Genomic DNA, 22,701 nt, shown 5'->3' on the forward strand with positions numbered 1-22,701 from the left:
GTTATATTTTATTGCTACTTGTTCCTGTATTTCCCCGGTCCTTTTCTCGGCTGAGAGCCTTTGGGAATCGCCGGGGAATGACTGGATATCATCACACAGTCGAAGTGGAACAACCTGCCGGTACCGAAATACCGCTCCGCCAGCCTTTCGTAATGCTTGAATGCAATATCAATATCCTTGATCTCGGAATCCCGCGTACCACAATGAAAGGTGCCATCCAAATAGTATGAAATCCGGTAGTTAGGCATGGCTGCAAGGTAGTAAGAAATGCTAAATAATTTAGTTTTCTATTAAAGGAAGCCGGAGATTTACTTCTGTTCCGGCGGGCTCGCCGCCAGGATGAACCAGGTCGATAATGGTAACCGGCGGCACTCCTGTATTGGATTCCTTCAGCAGCGCAATCCTGTTTGCCGTTATCTTCAGTCCCATGGATTTATGTTGAGCCGGTAAGGCTGCAGTCAGCTCAGTCGCTCGTCTTCGTCCCACTCCGTCATCCAGGATTTTAACAAGAAGATGATCTTCCTCCGCTGAAATGATGATATCAAGATGTCCTTTTTCGTTCTTATGGGTTAACCCGTGCCAGATCGCATTTTCAACATATGGTTGAATAACGAGGGGTGGAATTTTTACTACATCGGCTTCCAGGTCATCATGCAAAGTGATTTTATAATCGAAATGCTGTGCGAACCGAAGGCATTCGAGGTCAAGATATAGTGACAAAGCTTCCAGTTCATCTTCGAGAGTGATCAGCGGAGACTGCGAATTCTGTAAGATCATCCTGACCAGTCTTGAGAACTTAGCCAGGTATTCAGAGGCTTGCTGTCTGTCGTTTTGAAGTATAAAGCGGTTAATGGAGTTCAGCGAATTGAAAATGAAATGAGGGTTCATTTGTGCCCTCAGGGCCTGCATTTCGAGTTCAGCAGCATGCCGTTTCAATTCTGCCTGCCGACGTTCACTTTCCAGGCTTTTCATTCCCAATTCATTCTCAGCAATTATCCGTCGATGGGTTTCGTTCTTTTTCTGCAGGTTAATGCTGAAAATGACAAAAATGCCCAATACCAGTAATATGATTGATCCGCCAATGATGAAGGTTCGTACGATGGCCATCTTCTCGAGCTTTGCCTGTTGAAGTTTCCTGTCTTTTTCCAGTTGTTCAATCTGTTGTTCAAATTCAAATGCGGCAAATTTTCCTTTGACCTGGTCACTCAGCACGGTATCCTTCATCATTGTGTATGATTTAAAATACTGGTAGGCACTGTCTTCTTTTCCCAGGCGATCAAATGTTTCGTACAGTACCTGGTACGCATCACGGATATATTGCTTTGAACGCGTCTCTTTGGCTATCCTTAATCCTTCATGGGTATTTTTTAAGGCCAGCTTGTAGTTGCCGGTTGACAGGTCATTCCTGGCAAGATCGAGCAATAACCTTTTCACCTGGTTGTGGTCCTTTGTCCCGAGGTTCATGGTAAGTCCCCTCGACAGGTACTCCTGGGCCGAATCGTACATATGTCGGGCAAGGAAATATTCACCTACACCTGCCAGGTAGAACCGAAGGTTTTGCGGATTGAGTTGCTTTATTTCATCTGTGTCGATCGTGTGATAGTAAATTAGAGCGGAATCAAAATCTTTAAGCTTTGTCAGGGCGCCGGCGTAGTTAACAATATCAAACACACTTCTTTCCTTCGGCGGCATGCGGTCGAAAGCTTTCCGGTAGTATAACAACGCTGTTTCATACGATTCGATGGTACTGTACAGATGACCGATATTGAGAAGCTCCTGCGTTACCCTGCGTTCGTTTCCTGTATTCGATGCAATTTGCAGGCACTGGCGAAAAACGTCAAAGGCATTATTGTATTCTCCTTTTTCCCTGTACACCTGGCCGGTGAGGGATAGCGGCCAGATCATCGCCTGGTCATTTTCTTTCCTGAAACATTCAAAGGATTCCAGCAGAAACCGGATGGCTTCATCATACCTGCTTTGGGAGAAGATTACCTGTCCCGTTTCGACCAGCGAATAACACAATCCCTCTTTATTTGGCGTTTTGGTATACCAGTAAAGCGATTGTTTGCCATATTCTTCTGCTTTCGGAAAATTGGACAGCAGGATCCTTTCTATCCATGCCCTGCGTTGCATTGTAAGGGCGATACCGCGGAAGTATTTTATTCTTATCGCCTCTGAGGCAGCCTGGTCAAGGTAGTGCCATGCCGTATCCGGCTTGCCATGGGATTTGTGACTGGTTACTATATGCAGCCGGGCCAGTTCATTGAGACAGTCCACCCTGCTGGTGTCAGATAATGTGTTAAGCACCTCTACAAGGCTGTCAATCTGTTTCTTTTGGCCGAGGCATGGCCCGCACTGCAAGCAGTGTATAGACAATATGAATATGACAAAAGTCAGTTTCATATCCTGGCTTGTAATTTACACTAATATTTTGATAAGTGTAAAGTATGCTTTACATTTAATTTTCGAACGAAAACCGTCAGCTATGAATTTTTTGCTTCCCGCTAAGTTTAAAAAAATAGGCGCAGTGATCGCTCCTTCAGGACTTCTGACCTGGATCTGCATGCAGCAGCGTTTAATAGACCCTCCGCCACACCTGGTCAATGTTGCGCTACTCGTAATTTGCTTTTTCTCCTTTTTAGGCGGACTGTACTTTATTTCCTTTTCCAGGGAAAAAATTGAAGATGAAATGGTGCAAAGGACAAGGCTGGATAGTTTCCAGTTTGCCGCACTTATACAGATCGCAGTAATGATTGCAGGCTTCCTGGTCATGCTCTTTGTGAGTGAACCGGGAAAAGAAAGCATGATCCTTTTTTTCGCTGGCGCCATTTTTCTTTTCTGGTTCTCCTTTATTGCACGGTTCAATTATATTCTCCATATCAGGTTAAAGTCATGACGAATTCTGTCAAAGAAGCGCGCCAGAAAAAAGAGCTTACCCAGGTTCAGTTGGCAGAGCTGGTCAATGTGTCGCGGCAAACAATCATTTCGATCGAAACGAATCGTTATATCCCTTCCGTGGAATTGTCGTTGAAACTGGCAAAGGCACTGGGAAAAAAGGTTGAAGACCTGTTTGCATTGGACTAGGGCGCAGTTGTATGCTTTCACATCTTTGGTCATATATAAAGAGTTCTTGCTAAAGCAAATTGTCTCAACTGCAGGACAAACGCAATCCCATTCACTTATATCGTAAATTAGCGCCGCAATGCAAACAAAGACCGACATGACCCAGGAACTGCAGCAACTTGAACGGCAACTTGAAGGAGACTTGTTTTACGATACTGCGATGCGTACCCTTTATGCTACGGACGCTTCTGCATACCGCGAAATGCCGATGGCAGTGGCAATGCCCCGTTCTGAATCGGATATCAAGACCCTGATCCGGTTCGCAAGGCAACGCAAAATCACGCTCATTCCCCGCACCGCAGGGACTTCGCTGGCCGGGCAGGTTGTCGGCTCGGGCATAATAGTCGATGTCTCAAAGCATTTCACCAGGATCCTTGAGCTGAATGAACAGGAGCACTGGGTGCGCGTACAGCCCGGCGTTATACGCGACGAACTGAACCTGTTCCTGAAATCATATGGACTGTTCTTTGGTCCTGAAACCAGCACCGCCAACCGTGCGATGATCGGGGGCATGGTGGGGAACAACTCCTGCGGTTCCAACTCCATTGTTTACCGCAGTACCCGCGAACACCTCATTGAAGTGAAAGCCATTCTAAGCGATGGTTCCGATGCGGTGTTCAGAGCGGTTGACCTCGACGAGTTTCATTCCAAATGTGAAGGTGATACACTCGAAAATAAGATCTACCGGACTGTCCGCACCCTTTTGGGCAATTACGATAACCAGCTAGAGATCCGCAAGGAATTTCCCCGCGTGAATATTGAACGCCGGAATACGGGCTATGCGATCGATCTTCTGCTGGAAACCGCGCCCTTCACTGCAGGTCAGCCCGCATTCAACTTCTGCACGCTGATAGCTGGCTCCGAAGGTACTCTGGCTTTTCTTACCGAGATAAAACTGAATGTGGTACCCATGCCGCCAAAAGAGACCGGCCTGCTTTGCGTTCACTTTAATTCAATCGACGAATCCCTGCGGGCCAACCTGATCGCGGTTAAACACCGTCCAAGCGCTAGCGAACTGATCGATCACTATATCCTTGAGTGTACCAAGAACAATATCGAGCAGATGCGTAACCGATTCTTCGTGGAAGGCGACCCTGGTGCCATCCTGGTTGTGGAGTTTGCCCGTAATTCCCGCGAAGAGGTGATTGCTGCTGCTGCTGCCTGCGAAGCCGAAATGCGTGCGGCCGGTCTGGGCTATCATTTCCCCCTGCTGTTTGGTGCCGACACCAAGAAGATCTGGACCTTGCGTAAGGCCGGCCTCGGTTTGCTGGGTAACCTGCCGGGCGACGAAAAGGCTGTTCCGGTTATTGAAGACACAGCAGTATCGGTGGAAGACCTGCCGGCATACATCCGGGACTTCAACGAGATCCTGGCGAAGCACGGCCTTTATTCCGTTCACTATGCGCATGCTGGTTCCGGTGAAATTCATCTTAGGCCGATCATCAACCTGAAAACGGAGGAAGGAAATAAAATGTTCCGCCTGATCGCGGAAGAGATCGCAACGCTCGTTAAAAAATACAATGGTTCACTCAGTGGCGAACATGGCGATGGCCGCCTGCGCGGTGAATTCATTAAGCAGATGGTGGGAGAGAAGAATTACCAGCTGTTGCGTCAGGTGAAACAAGCGTGGGACCCGGAGAATATCTTTAATGCGAACAAGATCGTGGATACGCCGCCAATGGATACGATGTTGCGGTACACACCCGGACAAACAACACCGTCCTTCAAGACAGTATTCCGTTACTATAACCAGGACGTATTACAGCATGCCGAGCAGTGTAATGGTTCTGGCGATTGCCGGAAGACACACCTGAGCGGTGGAACGATGTGTCCATCGTATATGGCTACCCGAAATGAGAAGGACACGACAAGGGCCCGCGCAAATATTTTACGTGAGTTCCTGACCCGGTCAGATAAAGCCAACCGCTTCGACCATGAAGAAATTAAAGAGGTCATGGACCTTTGCCTGAGCTGCAAGGCCTGCAAGAGTGAATGTCCTTCCAATGTTGACATGGCTAAACTTAAAGCGGAGTTCCTGCAACAGTATTACGACAGTAACGGTGTGCCCATGCGCAGCAAAATGATCGCGAATTTCAGTCTGTCTGCACGGCTCGGTTCTATGGCGCCATCACTGTACAACTTCGCCATGACCAATAAAACGGTGAGCAAATGGATAAAGAGTTTTGCTGGTTTTGCTGCAGAGCGATCCATGCCTACCCTGTATAAGACCACGCTGCACAACTGGTTCCGTAACCGTAAGGCGGACCAGGCGTCTTTTTCGAAGCAGGCACCAAAGCGCAGGGTATACCTGTTCTGCGATGAATTCACCAACTATAACGATGTGGAAGTTGGACAGAAAGCGATCCTGCTGCTCGAGCGTTTAGGATATGAAGTAGTGATCCCTGAGCATGAGGAGAGTGGCAGAAGCTGGTTATCGAAAGGGTTATTGCGTAAAGGGAAAGAGATCGCTAACCGGAATATTGCAGCCTTGCGACCACTGGTGAGTGAAGAGACTCCACTGGTCGGTATTGAGCCATCAGCGATTCTTACGTTCCGCGATGAATATATTGACCTGGCTACGGATGATCATTACGAAGCTGCAAAAGCATTGGCGCAGCATGTGTTTACCATTGACGAGTTTATTGCCCTTGAGATCACGCAGGGCCGGATCAGGCCCGGGGCATTCACGAAAGAAAAGCGGCATATCAAATTGCATGGCCATTGCCAGCAGAAAGCCATTTCTTCCGTTGCGCCGTCTGTACAATTACTGTCGTTGCCGGAAAATTACAGCGTGGAAACTATTCCTTCGGGATGCTGTGGCATGGCAGGCTCATTCGGTTATGAGAAGGAGCACTATGACATCTCAATGAAAATAGGGGAGCTGGTATTGCTGCCGGCAGTACGGTCAGCAACTGCTGACACGCTTATTGCTGCGCCGGGAACAAGTTGTCGTCACCAGGTAAAAGATGGAACGGGGCGTGTAGCGAAACACCCGGTAGAGATCTTATATGAGGCGTTGGTTTAGGCCTGGTCAATCGGCCTGATCACTTTGCAGGGATTCCCTGCCGCGATAACATCTGCGGGAATGTCTTTTGTCACCACGCTACCGGCGCCAATGATACTGCGGTTGCCTATGGTAACACCTGGACAAATCACCACACTTCCGCCAATCCAAACATCGTCACCTATAGTAATTGGTTTTGCAAATTCAAGTCCGGATGCCCTTTCCCGGTAATCCACCGGGTGAGTAGCGGTATAGACCTGGACGTTCGGACCAAACAAAACGCGATTGCCGATCGTAATCGGCGCCACATCCAGTAACACACAATTGAAGTTGAAAAAAACCTTTTCACCGGTTATAATATTATAACCATAATCACAAAAAAATGGTGGCTGGAGCCACAAACCCTTACCTGCAGCCGGCAGCAGTTCTTCCAGGATGCTGGAGCGCTCTTCTATTTTATCTTCCCTTGAATCGTTGAGTGCATTGATCAATAGCCTGGCCCTGGTTCTTTCGGCAGTCAATTGCTCATCCTGCGCGTCATACAACTCGCCGGCAAGCATCTTTTCTTTCTCTGTTTTCATAAATAATTATTTCTTGCCTTCATTAAATGCGGATGCGATACCTGGTACAAAGATCCCGGTAGGTTATTCCAAGCCAGATCCACATAAAAGCCAATCCCAGGTATCCTATGATCTCAATTGTCCTGATAGTTACAGGGTTCATATCTTAATAAAAATAAGGTGTATTCATCTATCAACAATTGCTATACGAAATAGGGTTAGAATATTCTCAGAATAACAGGCTTATTCCTTAAATTCAATAGCGCTAAGGCCTCTTCTTTTAATCAAGTTCCTGCCAGTACTCTCCGCACAGCAATCAGAGACCTACTTTTTGGGTTGAATTATCCTTTATTCATTCACCAAATAACAAGGAGGTCAGTTATGATTAACAAGTACATTGCCTGTATGATCTTTTGCGTGGCCTTGATTATTGGCTGCAGCAAAGACAAAACAACTCAAGACGAGTCAATTAAAAGTGAACAGGGAGTGGAATCAAAAGCTGCCGGGGCAGCGATCCAGATTTCCGGCATTGGATCTTATGGCACACCAACTGAATGTAACGCTCCCGAGGGCGTGGGCGCAACTTTTACCATCAGGATGACCGGTGATCTTGTTGGTTGTGTGTATACTTTCGTTACGGATTACCAATGTTCACCCAGCGGTACCTATCGCGAACAGGGAACCGAACTATTCGTGGGTACATATAACGGGCAGTCAGGAACGTTCATGACCGGTTACAGGTTTGAAGGAAAGTACGAAGGCTGCCCCGATAATGGTGAGCCGCTGGGTCTTGAGATCTTTGGTCGTTGCCAGCACCCGGTAATTGAAGGAAGCGGCACGGGAGTCTTTTCAGGTGTAACGGGGAGGTTAAGTTTTAAGGACAATGTGGTTGAGTTAATTTTTCCTTACGAAGGGCACCTGAAATTCTAACGGCAGCGAGTCAACACTTCAGGGGGCGGGAGCAGCAGATGACTCCGGCTCTCTGAAGTCCCATGCAGGTGGGAATAACCTCATTAACGGTCGAATGCAAAATCTGCCAGCGCGGCCAATTCTTTATCGATGAGTGTTTCCCATTCTTTTTGTTTCACTTTGTCTGTTCCCGATTTTGTTTCGAGGTCATAGTCAACCCTTCTCCGCGCGAAGTCGGACATGGACTTGTCATTTAATTCTTCCACAATTTTTGTTCCCCGGGAAAGTTGTTTCCGGTTTTCCCTGAGTGCTTTCCTGAACTGGCGGGTGTAAATTTCGCAGAGATCAAAAAGCGTTTGCTGGTAAACAAGTGACTGCTGTACATTTTGGGTCGTATCGATCCAGGACGCCGACCGGATAAAATAATTCCGGACTTTCTTATTGAAGTTCTTCGTGAGAAAATCGAATCCATTCACCTGGTAACTCATGGAAAATTGTCCTGCCGAAAGTGAATTCAGGTGTCGCTCACTTTTTATCAGGAAATCATCTGTTGTCAGTTTTCCTGTTTCACTCCACAATAAATTGTCTTTTCCTGGCGACTGGGCGAAAGATGATATGTTGAACAGAATGCCTGCGGCTGTTATTAAGATGCACTTTCTCATGGTGCCGCGAAGGTAACAAATGGACCTTAGTGCTGGGGTGCGTGTGCCTGGTAGTTTATCCCCAACGCGTTGAACAGCCAGGTGAGCTTGCTGATCTGGTTGTCGGACAGTGATTTTCCGCCGGACACAGCCTTACTGAGTGTACCCTTCGGAAAAGCCAGGTGATGATCCAGTTTGGACAGGTTAAAAACCTCGGCGTCTTTAATATACTGGAGTATTCGTGGTAGGTTTTTGTGCTGCATAATGGCAAATTAGCATCCAGAAACGATCAAAAAAAGGGTGTTTTTCACCCTGCCATAGGTCATTTGGAAGTTGTATTTTTCCCCCGTTTAGTGTACCCAGAACCGTTTTCCCCTGCTGTGTGTTATTAGTCGAAACATATACCTTGGAAAACAGCAACAGGAGAATTCAGGATGTGCCACTTTCTATATTGGACCTTGTACCCGTACTGTCTGAAAAGACTGTCGCAGATTCATTCCGCAACTGCCTTGACCTTGCGCGTAAGGCCGAGCAGTTTGGGTTTAACCGTTTCTGGATGTCAGAGCACCATAATATGGAAGGGGTGGCGAGTTCGGCAACGGTTGTGCTGATAGGATATGTAGCCGGAAACACTTCAACTATTAGGGTTGGAGCCGGAGGAATAATGCTGCCGAACCATGCACCATTGGTAGTGGCGGAACAATTCGGTACACTCGAAACACTCTACCAGGACCGGATCGACCTCGGTCTCGGTCGTGCACCCGGTACCGATCCGCTGACAACACGTGCACTCAGGCGTGATATGAAAGGATCAGTTGAAGAGTTTCCGTCCAACGTCCAGGAACTGATCCAGTACCTGTCCGACCAGGTGCCGGCATCAAGGGTAAAAGCTGTACCCGGCCATGGTACCAATGTACCGGTATGGTTGCTGGGGTCGAGTACCTATAGCGCGCAGCTCGCGGCCATGCTTGGCCTTCCGTTTGCTTTTGCGAGCCATTTTGCCCCTGCACTTTTAATGGAAGCACTCAGGATTTACCGCGATAATTTCCAGCCATCAGCGACTTTAAAAGAGCCCTATGTAATGGTGGGCGCTAACGTGGTAGCCGCTGATTCGGATGAAAAAGCCCAGCACCTTGCCACGTCGGTGTTTAACTTCTTCCTGAACGTGGTACGCGGTACATCCAATCGCCTGCAACCGCCTGTCGACAGCCTTGATTCCATCTGGAGTGCACAGGAAAAATATGCAGTTGAGCAAATGTTGAATTACAACTTTGTTGGCAGCAGTGAAACAGTGCGGGCACAGATGCAGCATTTTGTCGATATGACCCAGGCAGACGAGATCATGGTGGTATCTAATATTTATGATCATGCTGCGAGGGTACGATCATACGAGATCATTTCGCAGTTCCGCCAGAAATAACGGCCCTGTCACTTGTTTTTCCTACTTTACAGCCCGTAGAAAAAATTGCTTATGTACCTGGGTTGGTCAATCATTCACGCTGCATTTTTTATCTTTTGGCTGGTGCTCTTTTTTCTTGGCGCCAGGTTGGTCAGGAAACAGTATGGAACTTGGTTATACGCCGTTATGATCGCCGGAATAGTCGGTCTGTTTGTAGGCGGCGGAGGGCAGTACCGGCGAGATTCCGCCCAAAAATCGTCAGCAAGCGAACAGGTATTCCTGGAAGATTTTTCAGTATTCAGTCTCCTGCTGAATACGTATTTTGACCGGGACTCCGCAAACGCAATCCAGCCCGTACACCAGGATGTGATTATGAATGGGTTGATTTCAGGCTTCATCTGGCAAACACAACGTATCGATCTTAAGCCGGCAGCAAACGACGGGAACAGGTTCACCTATAACGTATCAGGCAGTCTGAAATGGAAACTGCTGGGACTGACCGTCTTTACTGAAGCAAAAACTTATCGCGGGTTCATTACAGCTCCATATAGATAACAGGCAGCACATGCGAATAAAACCAACGCTTCCATTTGTAATGGGATTTTTTGCCCTGAACATGATCATGGCTGAATTGCATGAACAGGTTCATATCCAGGCAGGATATTTTATTTGCGGTTGTTACGGTGAACGAAATTTCAATGTCTGGAATACCTGCGGGCAATGCGCTCAGTCGCAGTGGTCATTCCTTGCTACCCTTGCTGGGCCTTTGTTTTCCTGTAGCCTGATGTGGCTGGGCGCATGGTGGATAGTTAAAAGTTCACAGCCGCAAAAAATGCTCTCCGGCTTCCTATTAATCTTTACCAACCTTCCTTTCGCGCGCATCTTTACAGCTTTGATTGGCGGCGGAGATGAAAAAGTGGTGATCCAGTCTGTTTCAGGTATCGCGGATCCGGTCATCCGAAGGTTGATAACAATTGTCCTGGTAACCGCGATCTGTCTTCCTCCAATGGTCATCGCATATAAAAAGTTGAACAACCCCAGGCGCTTGCTATGGATAGTGGGATTTGCCATCCTGCCTTTGATCTACGGCATGCTGTATCATCATATGTTCCTGAACTGGCTGCTGGAAAAGGGTATTGGTTCAGGTGTTTACGTGTTAGGTACACCGAATCTTATCCTCGTGCATTTTATTTTAATGCTCCTGCTGCTGGTTGCCTGCAGAAAGGCAACCAGGCCAGGAGTAGTAATTATTCCATCCTCAGTTTGAAATTTCCCTCGACCCGTGACGGAGGTGGTGTTCCATTGAAATTTTCGATAAACGGGGTAGACCTCTCGATAAGAAATTCTCCTGTGGCCCATACATCACCGAATTGGTCCGGGCCAAATTCTGTAATCCGGATGTAGCCAGGACTCATATGCCAGACATCAAAATCGTTGTTCCGGTAACGGTGCGGATAGCTGGTAAGGGGCGCCGGCTTTTTCACATTGTATTCGAATGTTGTTTCGTTTTCTGTTCCAGGTAAATCGTTCCAGGCCCAGGAGCCAGTGCCCCTTGCCTTGCCGCCGGCTATGCGAATGTAAATAGAGTGACGGTCGTAAGGAAAGTCGCCTTCACTTCCCACATATGATTCCCCGTCAACGAACGATTCCGTATCAATAAAATGGATCCAGTTACCCCCATTGATCCGCAGGTGAATCCCCGGCTTAATGGCTTCAGTGATGGTAATGTTGGTAAACAGCAGCATATATCCCAGTGATTTCAGGTCCACTTTTGCTTCCACCTCAACCGGGTTGTTCGATGGAATGGTACCTGGTGCATTGAAGATTGCCGTGGCGCGTGTTGGTACGCCGGCAATGGTTCCGTTCCCAGGTCCGTTTACGATGCGCCAGTCCACCGGAACGGGAATCGGTGACGGTTCGTCCAGGTAAAATTCTTCCTTGCCCTGGTCAGACTCTGCCAGCGCCATTGAGGTCACACTCATCACTTTTAGGGTTGCTGTCTTACCTTTTTCCACTGCGATCGACTCACCGGGTTCCATGAAAATACTTTCATAAGTGGTCCAGTCGCTGAAATGGGTGGATTGCACCGTTACGGTTTTATCCGCCTCATTTAACTGCCTGTTACCGATCCCGCGCCATTTGCCTTCATCATCCTGGTAGGCAATATTTGCCAGTGATGCGGAAGAGTACCTGAACCGGATTGAAACCGGTTTGAGGAACTGCCGGCCGTGCGGAGTAAGGCGGTATGCGGGCAATGCGATGTTGCCGCTACGATCTACTAAAGTACGGGTAACAGGTTCGATGCCAATTGTAGTTTCGCTGTTCAAAGCACCTTCCGGGATAACCAGTTCGATCTGCCCGTCATCAGAGGTAAGTGTGCCACCTGCACTGCCGATCAGTTTTTCAACAAGATCCCCTGTTGGTTGTCCTGCCGGTCTTTCGACGCCTTTGCCTGTTACTTTATCGGGCAGGTTTGCGGGATCTTTGGTACATGCGGTCAGGGAAAAGAGAATCGCATAAATGAGCATTGTTTTAATACGGTGCATAGTATTTGAGTTTCAGGAGATGCAAAGGTCCCGGTGAACGGCCGGGCTGGTTTCAGTAGCAATACTTCAAATACAAATTCCGTATAAACACGTAGGATACGGGCGTCAGCCGCCGGATATACCATACAGACAATTGGCCAGGACCCGCCATGGTTCGCTGTCGAACAGTGCGACTTCCAGCGCATGTTCGCCAATGATAAACAACCCGGTGTATAATAATACCGGGTGAACTTTTCCGTAAGTAAGCCCGTCGGCAATCCAGGCAATGATGATAAGGCTGTCGGCAAGCACGACTGCAAACCAGATATCAGGCCTGGGTACTGAAGGGAAATAGTGGCGGAAGCGAAACCATGCCGGCCAGAGGAGGACGATCGTTGCCAACAGCATTATGCGCTTATGATAGCGCGGGTTTTTCCGGTACCAGTATCCTGCGCCGACAAGTGCAATAAACATGATTGCAGAAGTAAATACACCGGGGAGCGAAGAGATTGCCGTTTGCCCTTCGCCCTTTGCGAGGCCCTTTTCAACCGCGAAGAATCCTGCAGGCAGCATGGTGAGTGCTGTTCCAAGTGCGATGAATATGCCGCAATAACCCAGGGTTTTGTGCAGGGGAAAGTTCCGGGACTTGATGACTACTGATTGCGCCAGGAAGAGGAGGATCCATGCAAATGCAAATGCCCCGTGAATATGGATCACAGCAGGCAGGTGAAATTGCGCGCCTGTCATCGGCGAAAGGTAAGTTGTAAAGAATCCGCCCAGCACAGCAAAAATTCCTGTTATCCCGATAACAAGGTAGAACGAAGTTTTCTTTTTCTTTTTGGTGATGGTGGCCATTCGTTGAACTCAGAGCTCCAGAACAAGATATAATTAAGAACTGATAAGTCGCCGGGACATGGGAAAAATCCCGGCACCTTTCCGGGAAAATGCGCTGGACTGCTCCGCTTCAATACACTATCTTACCTTTGGGTAAAGAACTTACCTGCTTCGGAAACCCTACCTAAACTCAGCGTCCTGCCGCTTCCCCTATGCTTCAGTTGAATTCATTCAAATTGAAAGCAATGTTCAGGAAAATTGGATCCATACTGCTTATCGCTGCGCCCATCCTGGGATTCCTGTTCCTTTTCTATTTCCACTTTGTTCCCAGGACCCGTGAAAGCCTGAATAAGCAGGGATTCCTGATCCTTAAGCAAAAGCAGGAAAGCCTGGGACAAATATTCGATGATCTTGGCAGCTTTTTCCTTGGAAGGATAAGAAGTAGAGCCAAAACAAATTTGTCCAATGATAATTTGGACGACAAGATAGAAGCCAAGTTTAAGGGTACAAACATTCCTCTGGATTCCTTCGATACAGATTTCATTATGGATACCCTTACATTGTTTTCTATTACCCTGGACGATGATGAGGCTGAAGAGAATGTAGTATGTTTTAATTACGACCTCAAGCTAAAAGGGAGCAATGTTCCCAAATACGAAAGGGTCAGCTATAGTATGAGTTTTAAGGTACTGGGAAACCGTTTGCTGGAAAGCCGTAAGAAGATATATTTCTCCTCTTACTTCATTTCCGCGCAGGACGATTCAGGAAATATTCATATCGTTTACAATTCACCAAATCTTTCAGTGGCTGAGAGAGCCAGTGACAGTGCCGCATTCCTCACCAATATCCAGTTTTCGACAATCAAAGACATTACCATAAATGATGTTAAATACAAAGTTTACCTGTATCCATTCCAGAACAGGTCGAACAATTTCGTCCTTTGCGGATTAATCAAGAGCTCGGAGTATTTGTCGCGGCAGCAAAGTGTCCCGTTCTCTGTGGCTTACGGGGTTTTGCTGGTTTTGCTGGTTGCCCTGGTAGCTCTCCCTTATCTGAAGATCTTTATTATTAATCCCAGAGAATCACTGAAACGAAGGGATCTTGTATTCCAGGCGATTTCCTTCTTTGCCGGTACGGCCATACTCTTGCTGGTACTCCACGTCCTTTTTATGCAGATAGGGACACGCTCAAAATCCAGGAAGGAACTGAGCCAGTTGTCGGAGTCCATCAGGGACAGTTTCAACAATCAACTCAGGCTCGCTTATGCAGAGTTGAAAATGTTGGACAGTTCCCTGCATAGTAAGTTAAAAAACAATGTCCAGTCGAACCCACTGCCATTAGCAAGCGACGTCTATGTTAAGTCGGGTAGTAAGGAAGGAAATGCAATAAGTCTTCACCGGGGCGACTTTATTTACTACTCAGCAGTAGCCTGGATAGATGATAAAGGCAACCAGGTGTTGAAAGGACGGACGGATAACTCTCCACTTGTGTTTAACAAGGTTGATAAAAGGCCTTATTTCAACCGGGTAAAGTCAAAACGTCTTTACACTATTGATGACAATGTTAAATCATTTTCCGTTGAACCATTGTACAGCCAGACGACAAACGATTTCGAAGTAAACCTTACAGTGCCCAGCGATTCCATCGAGTCCATCGATTCTGTCCCTAATATCATAATGGCTTCAATGTCTATGCGGTTGTCAAGCCTGGTCAACACAATTATGCCATATGGATACGATTTTTATGTCATTGATAGAACAGGGAAGATCCTGTTTCAGTCAAACGGACCGGTAACACTCCAGGAAAATTTCCTCGAATGGACGGGTGAGAACAAAATGCTTTCACAGGCAATGGCGAACCGGCAGGGCAGGTATTTGCCGAATGAATTTATCTTTGATACCCCCTACGATATTCGTATCGATCCAATTGACCAGATGCCCTGGTTTTTAATAACGCTTCAGAACAACGACACGGTAGCAGTGTCATATATCCATATCATAGTGTTCGCACTTTTCTTTCTTGGTGGCCTTTACCTGTTACTATTGCTTTGTTTTGTTTTCAGTGGCTGGTCATTACCTGTAATGAAAACTTTCCAATTACCGGCTGATCGGATCAGGTTGATCAGGCCGGGACACGACAAATATGCTTTCTTGTATCACGGCAGCTTCTATTTATGTGTTTACATGATGTTTACGTTGGCTTTTTATTACCTGGTTCCGTTTGCAGATGAAAATTGGCTGATTGGCATAATTTCACCCATATTCGCCCTGGCTACTCTTATTCACCTGTTCAGGGTATGTTACCTGAAAGAAAAAAATAAAAAACCTGCTTTTACAATTGCCAATCTTTCATTTATTTTCTGTGTACTGTTCCTGACGACGGCTTACCTGAAACTTGACCCTGAGGAATCTTCAGCCTGGACAATCGGCATCTTTATCGTGGCCAGTTGCGGGATATCAATCCTTCGTTACGATCTTCCCATGCTGACCAGGCCTTTCATGAAGCGCCGCATGTTACCCTCATTCAGTTATTACCAGTATTATGTTTTCCTGTTGCTGAGTGTGCTTTGCTTTTCGATCCTTCCCACGCATTTCTTTTATGAATACGCCCAAACTAAAGAGATCGCATTGAACACGAAAACCAAACAGTTGCACCTGGCCAGGAAGATCGAAGTAAAAGCTTCAATAATGGTGCGTTATCTGGAAAAACAAAAAGGAAAGGACTTTTCAGCAGCGGATATCAGGAAAGTTATTTTGAAAGATGGCGTTTATAATTGCCAGGATTCTACCACCTGTGAAATGGATATCCTGGTTTCAAGGGTGACAAAAAATTCGCAGCATCATTCCGGCAATGTTGAATTCTTTGACTGGTTTACAAACCATGTTATTGCCGCCAACCTGGGGGCTGACAGCATTTTGGCCGAAAAAGATCATTCAGATGATGTCAAATGGCAACGGGAAAGCAAGTATTCCGGCGATAGTCTCTTTAGTTGCCTGAACTATTATAATCTGCGCTTCTCAGGATCTGATGAACATCCTGATTGGCCTCTTGGATCACTGGAAATCAATACCCATATTCCTGGTATACTTGAATATTATGATATGGACAGGCTTTCCACTATTTTAATTTTTACAGTCGTGAGCCTGGTTTTACTGGCCGGGTTGTTTCTTTCAATCAAGGCAACTATCACCAGGATCTTTCCGGGGCCTGTCATTGTTGATCGGAATAATGGTCATAGCGGCAAGGAGAATGTGGTGTTTCAAGTCATCGAAGACTGTTTAAAATAATAAAACCATGAAACCAGTAAAAAATCCGGTAGGTGTTTTTATTGAAACGGGAACGAATCCAGTATACAGGAACCTTAAAAAGTTTCTGGGTGAAGAAGTAATGTCATCCGGTGCCACCGGGATTTATAAATCCCTGCGGGAAGCCTGGAAAGATGAATGTTCCACACTTGCCATTGGTAAAACCAAGGATGCGAATAGGTATTATAATGTATACAGCAACCAGCTGCTGCTTCCTGATTTTTATGAACAGTTATGGAATGGCTGTACTTCGCGGGAGAAGCTGTTGCTGCTCGATATTGCCAGGGATGGATTGTACAATTACAAAAACACCCAGGGCATTTGTAACCTGTACTTAAAAGGATTATTGATGTATGATAAAGAAAAGCACCTCCAGATCATGAGCCTTAGTTTCCGCAACTTTATCATTTGCCAGGGCGAATCCAAATTAACTGCTGAATTGGAAAAGGAGGCCAAGTCCACCAGCACCTGGAAATCTATCCAGACGCCGGTATTGATCCTGATCATCTGCATCGGTGTCTTCTTTTTTGTTACGCAGGAAAACCTGGTGAACAGGGCAGGGGCGTTGATTCCGACACTAACGGGGGCGGTTAGCCTGGCTGCATCGTTATTCGGTAAGAGAACTGAGAAATCCGCGTGAATCTTCTAATTGTTTTTCCGGAAAATGCTTTCAACTTCCACCTGGTTGATTGCCCGGAGTCTTTCTATCAATCCCTCAACCGGCAACCCGGCGCCAAAAGTGTTGAAGTAAATTGCTGGTTTGTCCCGGCCTTCAGATGAGACGAACGTGGACTCATATACATATTCATCCCAAAGAAAATCCTCTACCAGGTCGTTCAGCTCTGTGTCTTCCACAATAAGACAATATTCGTCTGACTCCAGTTGTGCCAGTTGGATATGAGGTATTTCAAACAGTACTTTTTTTACTGAGATCTGCATTGCCTAAAATTAGCTGTTTTGTTGAATAGGCTCCGGACTGGCTAATCATCGATGTTTGAATTATCTGGTTCTACCCGGTCCTCCGCCATAAGGGCGAGGAAACGTTCCATATCGAAGATCGCATTATGTGCAGCGGGTGAGATTTTCGGGAAAAACAGGTCGAAAGCATGATCAACCTGCGGCAGTTCATGGTACACCATTTTCACCCCATTTGCCAGAAGGAGTTCCGCAAGAAGTCGCGCCGCTGTCAAAGGGGCCATGATATCATGTGCACCCTGGATGAGCAGGGTAGGTGGACAGCCACCATGTACATACGTAGCTGGTGAATACATTTTATAAACCTGGGGGATTTCGTCGGGGTGCCCGCCCAACAAGTACGCGAGAGCGCCGGCTTTCTCAAATCCTTTGTCAAATCCAAGTCGATGAAAATCGCTGCCGATGGACCTTATCAGCCAGGCCGGCATTTTAGTCGGCACTGGTTTTTTGGGTCGGCCCGGCTCAGAACGTGTGGTAAGATGTTGATTGGTGTGATAATACAAAGCCTCTAAGTCTGTTGTGCCGTACACCGATATTGCCCCGCAGACACTGGTGTCTTTTCCCGCCAGGTCATCCGGGGTAAAGTCGGCGAGACCGGGTGTATATGCGGCAAGCAATGCAAGATGTCCACCAGCCGAACCTCCACCCAGGATGATTTTTCCCGGATCAATGCCATAAACAGCAGCGTGATCCTTAAGCCAGGCAACAGCCCGTTTTGCATCATGTACCATGCCCTTGATATCTGTCTCCGGTGACAGCCTGTATGCCACATCCATGATCACATGACCCTGGGCCGCCAGGTGTAAAAAGAATGGCCTTGTGCCATAATCCTTATCCGACAAATAGAAAGCACTTCCATGCAGGTAGATGAATGCGAGGCCCGAAGAAGTCACACCGGCCGGCGGAAGCCAAAGGTCACATAGTAAAGTGCGACCAGTTCCGGGGACCGTGGCAAACGGAAGGTCCTGTTTCAGGTTGGCTTGCGGCGTGGCAGGCAAAAATGGCGTCGTCCTGTTCTTCAGGAATTTTGCTCTGCGGGTTTCAGGGATAGTTTTTTCCCAGCCGTTGCCAAATGCCTGCACAAATCCTGTTTTTACTCCAGGTGCACTGGTAACGTTGGTGAAGTGGATAAAATTAATAACCAGTACCGCAAATCCTAAAAAGGCGATCGCAGATGAATCGGTCGTCCATCCAACAATAACTGTAAGTGCGCCTGTAGCAAGCAACACAGTCGTGAAAGAGGAAACTGTAACTTTTAAAACCCACATGGCTGGTGCCGGCCAACGAAAAGCTATAAAATGAAGAATGCTCAGCAGTAGAGCGATGATGCCGCATATGGTAACCAAAACATGTATAATCCCAATTAATACGTCCATGCCGTATACTTATTTATTGTTTTTCTTCCCGTTTAACCAGGTCCGCAAGTTTTCCGGGAGCGACATTACAATAAGCTGTGGTAAGAGCATCTGCAAAAAGATCTTTGTGCACTGTCTTCATTTCAATTATTGTCCAACCCTGTTTGCCCCATTTATTATCAACAGGATAAATGCTGTCATCTTTGGAAAATACATCCTGGTCGATCTCCGATAATTTTAAACACGCTCTTTCATGAACGGCATCATAGGTCGCAAAGATCTTCTTCCTCACCCTGAAAGAAGTTTTTTCAAAATGCGCTTCTTCCGTTGCTTCGGGAAAAGAGAGTGCCAGTTTTCGAAATGTGTCGATTGTTACCATTTACTTATTGACTTATTCAGCTGTTCACATTAAAATAAGTCTTCTTTTGTTCAGCCTCAATAAATTTTATTTAGTCTATAAAGTTGGTAGATTTAATTCCCTCCCATACATTTGCACTCGCAAGTCACTTATCAAGAAAGGCTGAGGGAATGGCCCGATGAAGCCCTGGCAACCAGTTTCGCAATGAAGCAATGGTGCCAATTCCAACCTGCGCTGCAGGAGAGATAAGTACGGATTCCATCCTTTTCACGCGTGCCGTGAAGTATAGGGTCTTTCCTGGAAAGTGGTTGCTCCCATATTAGCCATTAGTTAAATCAGAAAACGTGAAAGACGAAATCAAAGTCCCTGTCAGCAAAATGAAGACTCGTATCATTAATTCCATGCATTGCTCCTGCATGCTGTGTTGATCTCCCTTTTCCAGCTTTTTTAAACCATAATGCATTGACCGGTAAACCCCGCCAGGATTTACCTGCAGGAATGCTATTCCCCAAACTTTTCCATTTAAGCTCTATGCAAAAAATTCTAAGCCTTGTTTACGGAGCGGCATTACTTCTTGTTGCCGGCTCCCTCCAGGCACAAACGAAAACTATCAAAGGAACTGTAAAATCAGCTGATAACCAGCCACTGCCCGGTGTATCAGTTATTGCAAAAGATGGCAGCGCCTCCGCTGTTACCGATTCACTGGGAAATTTCCAGATCAGAGTTGCACCCAACAGCAGGCTTGTATTCAGTTCTGTCGGATTTAAAAAATTCGAATCGGCAATCACGACCGATGACCAGTCGCTGAGTATCCAGCTTGCACAAAGCGACCAGTCACTTAACGAAGTAGTGGTAACGGCGCTCGGAATCTCAAAACAAAAGAAGTCCCTCGGCTACGCCGTGCAGGAACTTAAAACAAAAGATCTCGCTGAAGCAAAAACAGCCAACCTGGTGAATGCGCTCGCAGGCAAGGTAGCCGGTGTGCGGATCACAAACAGCCAGGGCGATATGGGCTCTTCACGGATCATTATCCGCGGTGAGACATCCATCTCCGGCAATAACCAGCCACTGTTTATCATCAACGGCATACCTGTAGATAACTCCCAGCTTGGTGCCGGTGGCTCGCGCGATTATGCAAATGCCATCGCCGACATTAATCCTGATGACATTGAATCACTCAGTGTTTTGAAAGGACCCAATGCCGCAGCACTTTACGGATCACGTGCAGCAGCCGGTGTTGTGCTGATCAAAACGAAGAGCGGTAGATCGAAGCAGGGACTGGGCATCACCGTTAATTCAGGGTTCTCGCTTGAAGACATCCTCGTGATGCCTAAGTACCAGAACTCCTATGGACAGGGATCCGACGGAAAATTCAGCTACGTGGATGGAAAGGGTGGTGGCATCAACGACGGTGTCGACGAAAGCTGGGGCCCGCGGCTCGATGGTCGCCTTATCCCGCAGTTTTATTCCAACGGCGAACCTGTTCCGTTTGTGGCACACCCGGACAACGTAAAGGATTTTTTCCGCACCGGTTATATCCTGAATAACGGGATTTCTATTGCCGACGCTAATGACAAGATCGACTACCGTTTATCTTTCAATAATTTCAAGCAGCAGGGCATTATTCCGAATGCAAGCCAGGGTCGCAACAACATTTCACTGAATACCAACCTGCGACTTACCTCCCGGCTTACACTCATTGCAGATGCAAATTTCTCCATACTGGATGCCGACAACCTGCCCGGTGCTGCCGGCCGCAGGGCGACGTCAACGATGTTGCAGTTTACCTGGTTCGGTCGCCAGGTGGATATAAATAAGCTGAAGCCTTACCGCGATGCCAATGGAGTTCCCTTCAACTGGAACAACAGTTATTACAGCAACCCTTACTTCATCGCATATGAAAATACGGTACAGCAACGCAGGACCCGTTTTATTGGTAAAGCCGGTTTTAACTATAAGATCAGCGATGGACTGAACTTCAACTTCTTCAGCGGTTCCGATTATTACAACGATCGCCGCAAGATCAAAGTAGCCTATGGAACCAACGGTACTCCGTACGGTTCTTATGAAGAAGACGGGTACTCTGTTCATGAAAATAACACCGAGGCAACACTGAACTATAAACACAAAATCAACCGGGACTTTAGTCTCGATGTGGTTGCGGGAGGAAATATCCGTTCCCAGTATTATGAAGAAAATATTCAGCTGGCACCCCGCCTCGCAGTTGCCAATCTTTATACCCTTGCGAATTCACGCGACCCGCTGGTTTCTTCCAACTATTATAGTGAGCTGAAAGTGTACAGTGCATTTGCGTCGGCCCAGGTTGGTTACCGCAATTATGCATTTTTGAATCTTACGGCAAGGAATGACTGGTCTTCGACATTACCAGCTGAGAACAGGTCATATTTTTATCCTTCTATCAATGCCAGCTTCATCCCGACCGAAGCATTCGATATCCGTAATGAAGTGCTTACTTATGCAAAGGTGCGGGCCGGCTGGTCAAAAGTTGGTAAGGATGCTGCTCCATACCAGCTGAGAAACACTTTCGCCTTTAACGCGCCATTCGGATCCAATCCCCAGTTGATTGGTTCAGGAGTGGACCTGAATGAAGATCTCAAACCTGAAACAACTACTTCTGAAGAAGCGGGTGTTGAACTCGGTTTCTTCCATAACCGTGCACGGCTTGATGTTTCTGTCTATAATACCAACAGTACTGACCAGATCCTGAGTGTGGATGTGAGCCCGTCTACCGGTTATCGCCAGAAGCTCCTCAATGCCGGAAGTATCAGGAACCGCGGGGTTGAACTGCAACTGGGAGTAAGACCCATAGCGCGTGACTTTACGTGGGACATCGATCTTAACTATGCCGCCAACAGGAGTGAAGTACTGGAGCTTGACAAGGAGGGAAGATTGAAGAATTACGTGATCGGTTCAAACTCAGCACAGGTGATTGCTTCGGTTGGACAACCATACGGCACCCTGTTCGGCAACGCTTTCCTGCGCAATGCAGACGGCCAGATCCTGGTGAATGCAAGCGGAGCTCCGCGGATCGATCCCAGTAAAAAGGTCCTTGGTAAGTTTACTCCTGATTGGGTGGGCGGTATCACCAATAGCTTTGGCTACAAAGGCATCACGCTGAGTGTGCTGATTGATGCCAGTGTGGGTGGCTCACTTTACAATGGTACTTATGCGACCGGTACTTACACCGGTGTGCTATCGACTACGTTGCCCGGCAGGGGAGCTGAGAACGGCGGATTGTATTATTACTATCCCGGCGACAACAAGTCTAACGGTACCGTACAGTTGCCAAACGCCGGTGCTGCGCCTAATGGTGAAGTGGTTTATGACGATGGTATTATTTTTAATGGTGTCACTGACGATGGAAAAGCAAATACGAAAGTTCTTCCTGCACAGACTTATTATAAATCATTCCGGACCATCGACGAAGCAAATATTTTCGATGCCACTTATGTGAAACTACGGGAAGTGAAATTGTCTTACAACCTGCCGAAAGCCTGGTTACGCCCGCTGCGACTGGTAGGTGCAAGCGTTTCAGCTGTGGGACGCAATCTCTGGATCATTCATACCGACGTTCCGCATATCGATCCCGAAACTGCATTCAACACAGGTAATGCACAGGGACTGGAAAGCCTGTCCAACCCAACTGTGCGCAGTTATGGATTCAATGTTACTGTCAAATTTTAAACTACTAC

The 22,701-nt window shown here is 47.1% G+C and carries 20 protein-coding genes and 1 riboswitch; of the genes, 10 read left to right on the forward strand and 10 right to left on the reverse strand.

The genetic code is table 11. The annotated features are described in order from the left end of the window. Positions 1–14 precede the first annotated feature (14 nt). Positions 15–248, reverse strand: a complete 234-nt coding sequence (locus OI18_RS24695; protein ID WP_039140124.1) for a hypothetical protein — start codon at positions 246–248, stop codon at positions 15–17. Between the two features lie 31 nt (positions 249–279). Next, positions 280–2,403 carry a tetratricopeptide repeat-containing sensor histidine kinase gene (locus OI18_RS12125; RefSeq protein ID WP_082037947.1) on the reverse strand — a complete coding sequence of 708 codons (2,124 nt, stop codon included), beginning with the start codon at positions 2,401–2,403 and terminating at the stop codon, positions 280–282. An 82-nt stretch (positions 2,404–2,485) separates the two neighbouring features. Between OI18_RS12125 and OI18_RS12130 the strand changes: the two genes are divergently transcribed. From OI18_RS12130 to OI18_RS12140, 3 genes are all read left to right on the forward strand, one after another. After that, the gene (locus OI18_RS12130; RefSeq protein WP_039140126.1) at positions 2,486–2,896 is read left to right on the forward strand and encodes a hypothetical protein; all 411 of its coding nucleotides are present in this window, start codon (positions 2,486–2,488) and stop codon (positions 2,894–2,896) included. Then, the gene (locus OI18_RS12135) at positions 2,893–3,084 is read left to right on the forward strand and encodes a helix-turn-helix transcriptional regulator (RefSeq protein ID WP_039140127.1); all 192 of its coding nucleotides are present in this window, start codon (positions 2,893–2,895) and stop codon (positions 3,082–3,084) included. The genes OI18_RS12130 and OI18_RS12135 overlap by 4 nt, the downstream gene beginning before the upstream one ends. 118 nt (positions 3,085–3,202) lie before the next feature. Next, positions 3,203–6,148, forward strand: a complete 2,946-nt coding sequence (locus OI18_RS12140; RefSeq protein WP_338030054.1) for an FAD-binding and (Fe-S)-binding domain-containing protein — start codon at positions 3,203–3,205, stop codon at positions 6,146–6,148. Here the strand turns inward: OI18_RS12140 and OI18_RS12145 are convergent. Further along, positions 6,145–6,708: a sugar O-acetyltransferase gene (locus tag OI18_RS12145; RefSeq protein WP_039140128.1), complete on the reverse strand. Its 564-nt coding sequence runs from the start codon at positions 6,706–6,708 to the stop codon at positions 6,145–6,147. The genes OI18_RS12140 and OI18_RS12145 overlap by 4 nt on opposite strands. 360 nt (positions 6,709–7,068) lie before the next feature. Here OI18_RS12145 and OI18_RS12150 point away from each other — a divergent pair, with 360 nt between their 5' ends. Beyond that, positions 7,069–7,617 carry a hypothetical protein gene (locus tag OI18_RS12150; protein WP_152616811.1) on the forward strand — a complete coding sequence of 183 codons (549 nt, stop codon included), beginning with the start codon at positions 7,069–7,071 and terminating at the stop codon, positions 7,615–7,617. Between the two features lie 83 nt (positions 7,618–7,700). Here the strand turns inward: OI18_RS12150 and OI18_RS12155 are convergent, their stop codons facing one another. Together OI18_RS12155 and OI18_RS12160 are read right to left on the reverse strand one after the other, a co-directional pair. Next, the gene (locus OI18_RS12155; protein WP_039140130.1) at positions 7,701–8,258 is read right to left on the reverse strand and encodes a hypothetical protein; all 558 of its coding nucleotides are present in this window, start codon (positions 8,256–8,258) and stop codon (positions 7,701–7,703) included. A 26-nt stretch (positions 8,259–8,284) separates the two neighbouring features. Beyond that, positions 8,285–8,500: a hypothetical protein gene (locus OI18_RS12160; RefSeq protein WP_039140131.1), complete on the reverse strand. Its 216-nt coding sequence runs from the start codon at positions 8,498–8,500 to the stop codon at positions 8,285–8,287. Positions 8,501–8,643: 143 nt separating this feature from the next. Between OI18_RS12160 and OI18_RS12165 the strand changes: the two genes are divergently transcribed. The 3 genes from OI18_RS12165 (at position 8,644) to OI18_RS12175 (ending at position 10,903) form a co-directional block, all read left to right on the forward strand. Beyond that, positions 8,644–9,657 carry an LLM class flavin-dependent oxidoreductase gene (locus tag OI18_RS12165; RefSeq protein WP_039140132.1) on the forward strand — a complete coding sequence of 338 codons (1,014 nt, stop codon included), beginning with the start codon at positions 8,644–8,646 and terminating at the stop codon, positions 9,655–9,657. Between the two features lie 165 nt (positions 9,658–9,822). Next, positions 9,823–10,191, forward strand: a complete 369-nt coding sequence (locus tag OI18_RS12170; protein ID WP_160290227.1) for a hypothetical protein — start codon at positions 9,823–9,825, stop codon at positions 10,189–10,191. A 10-nt stretch (positions 10,192–10,201) separates the two neighbouring features. After that, complete coding sequence (locus OI18_RS12175; protein ID WP_072038998.1) at positions 10,202–10,903, forward strand: hypothetical protein; 702 nt, start codon at positions 10,202–10,204, stop codon at positions 10,901–10,903. On the opposite strand, the gene OI18_RS12180 is transcribed toward OI18_RS12175, so the two are convergent. Both OI18_RS12180 and OI18_RS12185 read right to left on the reverse strand, forming a co-directional pair. Then, positions 10,884–12,182: a hypothetical protein gene (locus OI18_RS12180; protein WP_039140134.1), complete on the reverse strand. Its 1,299-nt coding sequence runs from the start codon at positions 12,180–12,182 to the stop codon at positions 10,884–10,886. The two genes, OI18_RS12175 and OI18_RS12180, sit on opposite strands and share 20 nt — an antisense overlap. 105 nt (positions 12,183–12,287) lie before the next feature. Then, complete coding sequence (locus OI18_RS12185) at positions 12,288–13,016, reverse strand: hypothetical protein (RefSeq protein WP_039140135.1); 729 nt, start codon at positions 13,014–13,016, stop codon at positions 12,288–12,290. Between the two features lie 224 nt (positions 13,017–13,240). On the opposite strand from OI18_RS12185, the gene OI18_RS12190 reads away from it, so the two are divergent. Then, complete coding sequence (locus OI18_RS12190; protein WP_039140136.1) at positions 13,241–16,282, forward strand: cache domain-containing protein; 3,042 nt, start codon at positions 13,241–13,243, stop codon at positions 16,280–16,282. Between the two features lie 7 nt (positions 16,283–16,289). Then, complete coding sequence (locus OI18_RS12195) at positions 16,290–16,940, forward strand: hypothetical protein (RefSeq protein WP_039140137.1); 651 nt, start codon at positions 16,290–16,292, stop codon at positions 16,938–16,940. Between the two features lie 5 nt (positions 16,941–16,945). Here the strand turns inward: OI18_RS12195 and OI18_RS12200 are convergent, their stop codons facing one another. The 3 genes from OI18_RS12200 to OI18_RS12210 are packed head-to-tail and all read right to left on the reverse strand — an operon-like array spanning position 16,946 to position 19,009. After that, positions 16,946–17,239 carry a hypothetical protein gene (locus OI18_RS12200; protein WP_039140138.1) on the reverse strand — a complete coding sequence of 98 codons (294 nt, stop codon included), beginning with the start codon at positions 17,237–17,239 and terminating at the stop codon, positions 16,946–16,948. A 41-nt stretch (positions 17,240–17,280) separates the two neighbouring features. Continuing rightward, positions 17,281–18,651: an alpha/beta hydrolase gene (locus OI18_RS12205; RefSeq protein WP_152616812.1), complete on the reverse strand. Its 1,371-nt coding sequence runs from the start codon at positions 18,649–18,651 to the stop codon at positions 17,281–17,283. A 13-nt stretch (positions 18,652–18,664) separates the two neighbouring features. After that, entirely contained in the window at positions 18,665–19,009 is a 345-nt protein-coding gene (locus OI18_RS12210) for an MmcQ/YjbR family DNA-binding protein (RefSeq protein ID WP_039140139.1), read from the reverse strand. A 125-nt stretch (positions 19,010–19,134) separates the two neighbouring features. Continuing rightward, positions 19,135–19,240: riboswitch (SAM riboswitch) on the forward strand. Between the two features lie 279 nt (positions 19,241–19,519). Between OI18_RS12210 and OI18_RS12215 the strand changes: the two genes are divergently transcribed. Beyond that, on the forward strand, positions 19,520–22,693 hold the full coding sequence (locus OI18_RS12215) for a SusC/RagA family TonB-linked outer membrane protein (RefSeq protein WP_039140140.1): 3,174 nt from the start codon (positions 19,520–19,522) through the stop codon (positions 22,691–22,693). The last annotated feature ends 8 nt before the right edge of the window (positions 22,694–22,701 follow it).

The organism is Flavihumibacter solisilvae, from assembly GCF_000814475.1.
Classification (GTDB): domain Bacteria; phylum Bacteroidota; class Bacteroidia; order Chitinophagales; family Chitinophagaceae; genus Flavihumibacter; species Flavihumibacter solisilvae.

Excerpts from the sequence above, each read along its gene's own strand:
- OI18_RS12190 (WP_039140136.1), top strand. The coding sequence starts at position 13,241 with ATGTTCAGGAAAATTGGATCCATACTGCTTATCGCTGCGCCCATCCTG.
- OI18_RS12180 (WP_039140134.1), bottom strand. The coding sequence starts at position 12,182 with ATGCACCGTATTAAAACAATGCTCATTTATGCGATTCTCTTTTCCCTG.
- OI18_RS12155 (WP_039140130.1), bottom strand. The coding sequence starts at position 8,258 with ATGAGAAAGTGCATCTTAATAACAGCCGCAGGCATTCTGTTCAACATA.
- OI18_RS12195 (WP_039140137.1), top strand. The coding sequence starts at position 16,290 with ATGAAACCAGTAAAAAATCCGGTAGGTGTTTTTATTGAAACGGGAACG.
- OI18_RS12215 (WP_039140140.1), top strand. The coding sequence starts at position 19,520 with ATGCAAAAAATTCTAAGCCTTGTTTACGGAGCGGCATTACTTCTTGTT.
- OI18_RS24695 (WP_039140124.1), bottom strand. The coding sequence starts at position 248 with ATGCCTAACTACCGGATTTCATACTATTTGGATGGCACCTTTCATTGT.
- OI18_RS12160 (WP_039140131.1), bottom strand. The coding sequence starts at position 8,500 with ATGCAGCACAAAAACCTACCACGAATACTCCAGTATATTAAAGACGCC.
- OI18_RS12130 (WP_039140126.1), top strand. The coding sequence starts at position 2,486 with ATGAATTTTTTGCTTCCCGCTAAGTTTAAAAAAATAGGCGCAGTGATC.
- OI18_RS12205 (WP_152616812.1), bottom strand. The coding sequence starts at position 18,651 with ATGGACGTATTAATTGGGATTATACATGTTTTGGTTACCATATGCGGC.
- OI18_RS12170 (WP_160290227.1), top strand. The coding sequence starts at position 9,823 with ATGATCGCCGGAATAGTCGGTCTGTTTGTAGGCGGCGGAGGGCAGTAC.
- OI18_RS12135 (WP_039140127.1), top strand. The coding sequence starts at position 2,893 with ATGACGAATTCTGTCAAAGAAGCGCGCCAGAAAAAAGAGCTTACCCAG.
- OI18_RS12150 (WP_152616811.1), top strand. The coding sequence starts at position 7,069 with ATGATTAACAAGTACATTGCCTGTATGATCTTTTGCGTGGCCTTGATT.
- OI18_RS12145 (WP_039140128.1), bottom strand. The coding sequence starts at position 6,708 with ATGAAAACAGAGAAAGAAAAGATGCTTGCCGGCGAGTTGTATGACGCG.
- OI18_RS12140 (WP_338030054.1), top strand. The coding sequence starts at position 3,203 with ATGCAAACAAAGACCGACATGACCCAGGAACTGCAGCAACTTGAACGG.
- OI18_RS12185 (WP_039140135.1), bottom strand. The coding sequence starts at position 13,016 with ATGGCCACCATCACCAAAAAGAAAAAGAAAACTTCGTTCTACCTTGTT.
- OI18_RS12175 (WP_072038998.1), top strand. The coding sequence starts at position 10,202 with ATGCGAATAAAACCAACGCTTCCATTTGTAATGGGATTTTTTGCCCTG.
- OI18_RS12200 (WP_039140138.1), bottom strand. The coding sequence starts at position 17,239 with ATGCAGATCTCAGTAAAAAAAGTACTGTTTGAAATACCTCATATCCAA.
- OI18_RS12210 (WP_039140139.1), bottom strand. The coding sequence starts at position 19,009 with ATGGTAACAATCGACACATTTCGAAAACTGGCACTCTCTTTTCCCGAA.
- OI18_RS12125 (WP_082037947.1), bottom strand. The coding sequence starts at position 2,403 with ATGAAACTGACTTTTGTCATATTCATATTGTCTATACACTGCTTGCAG.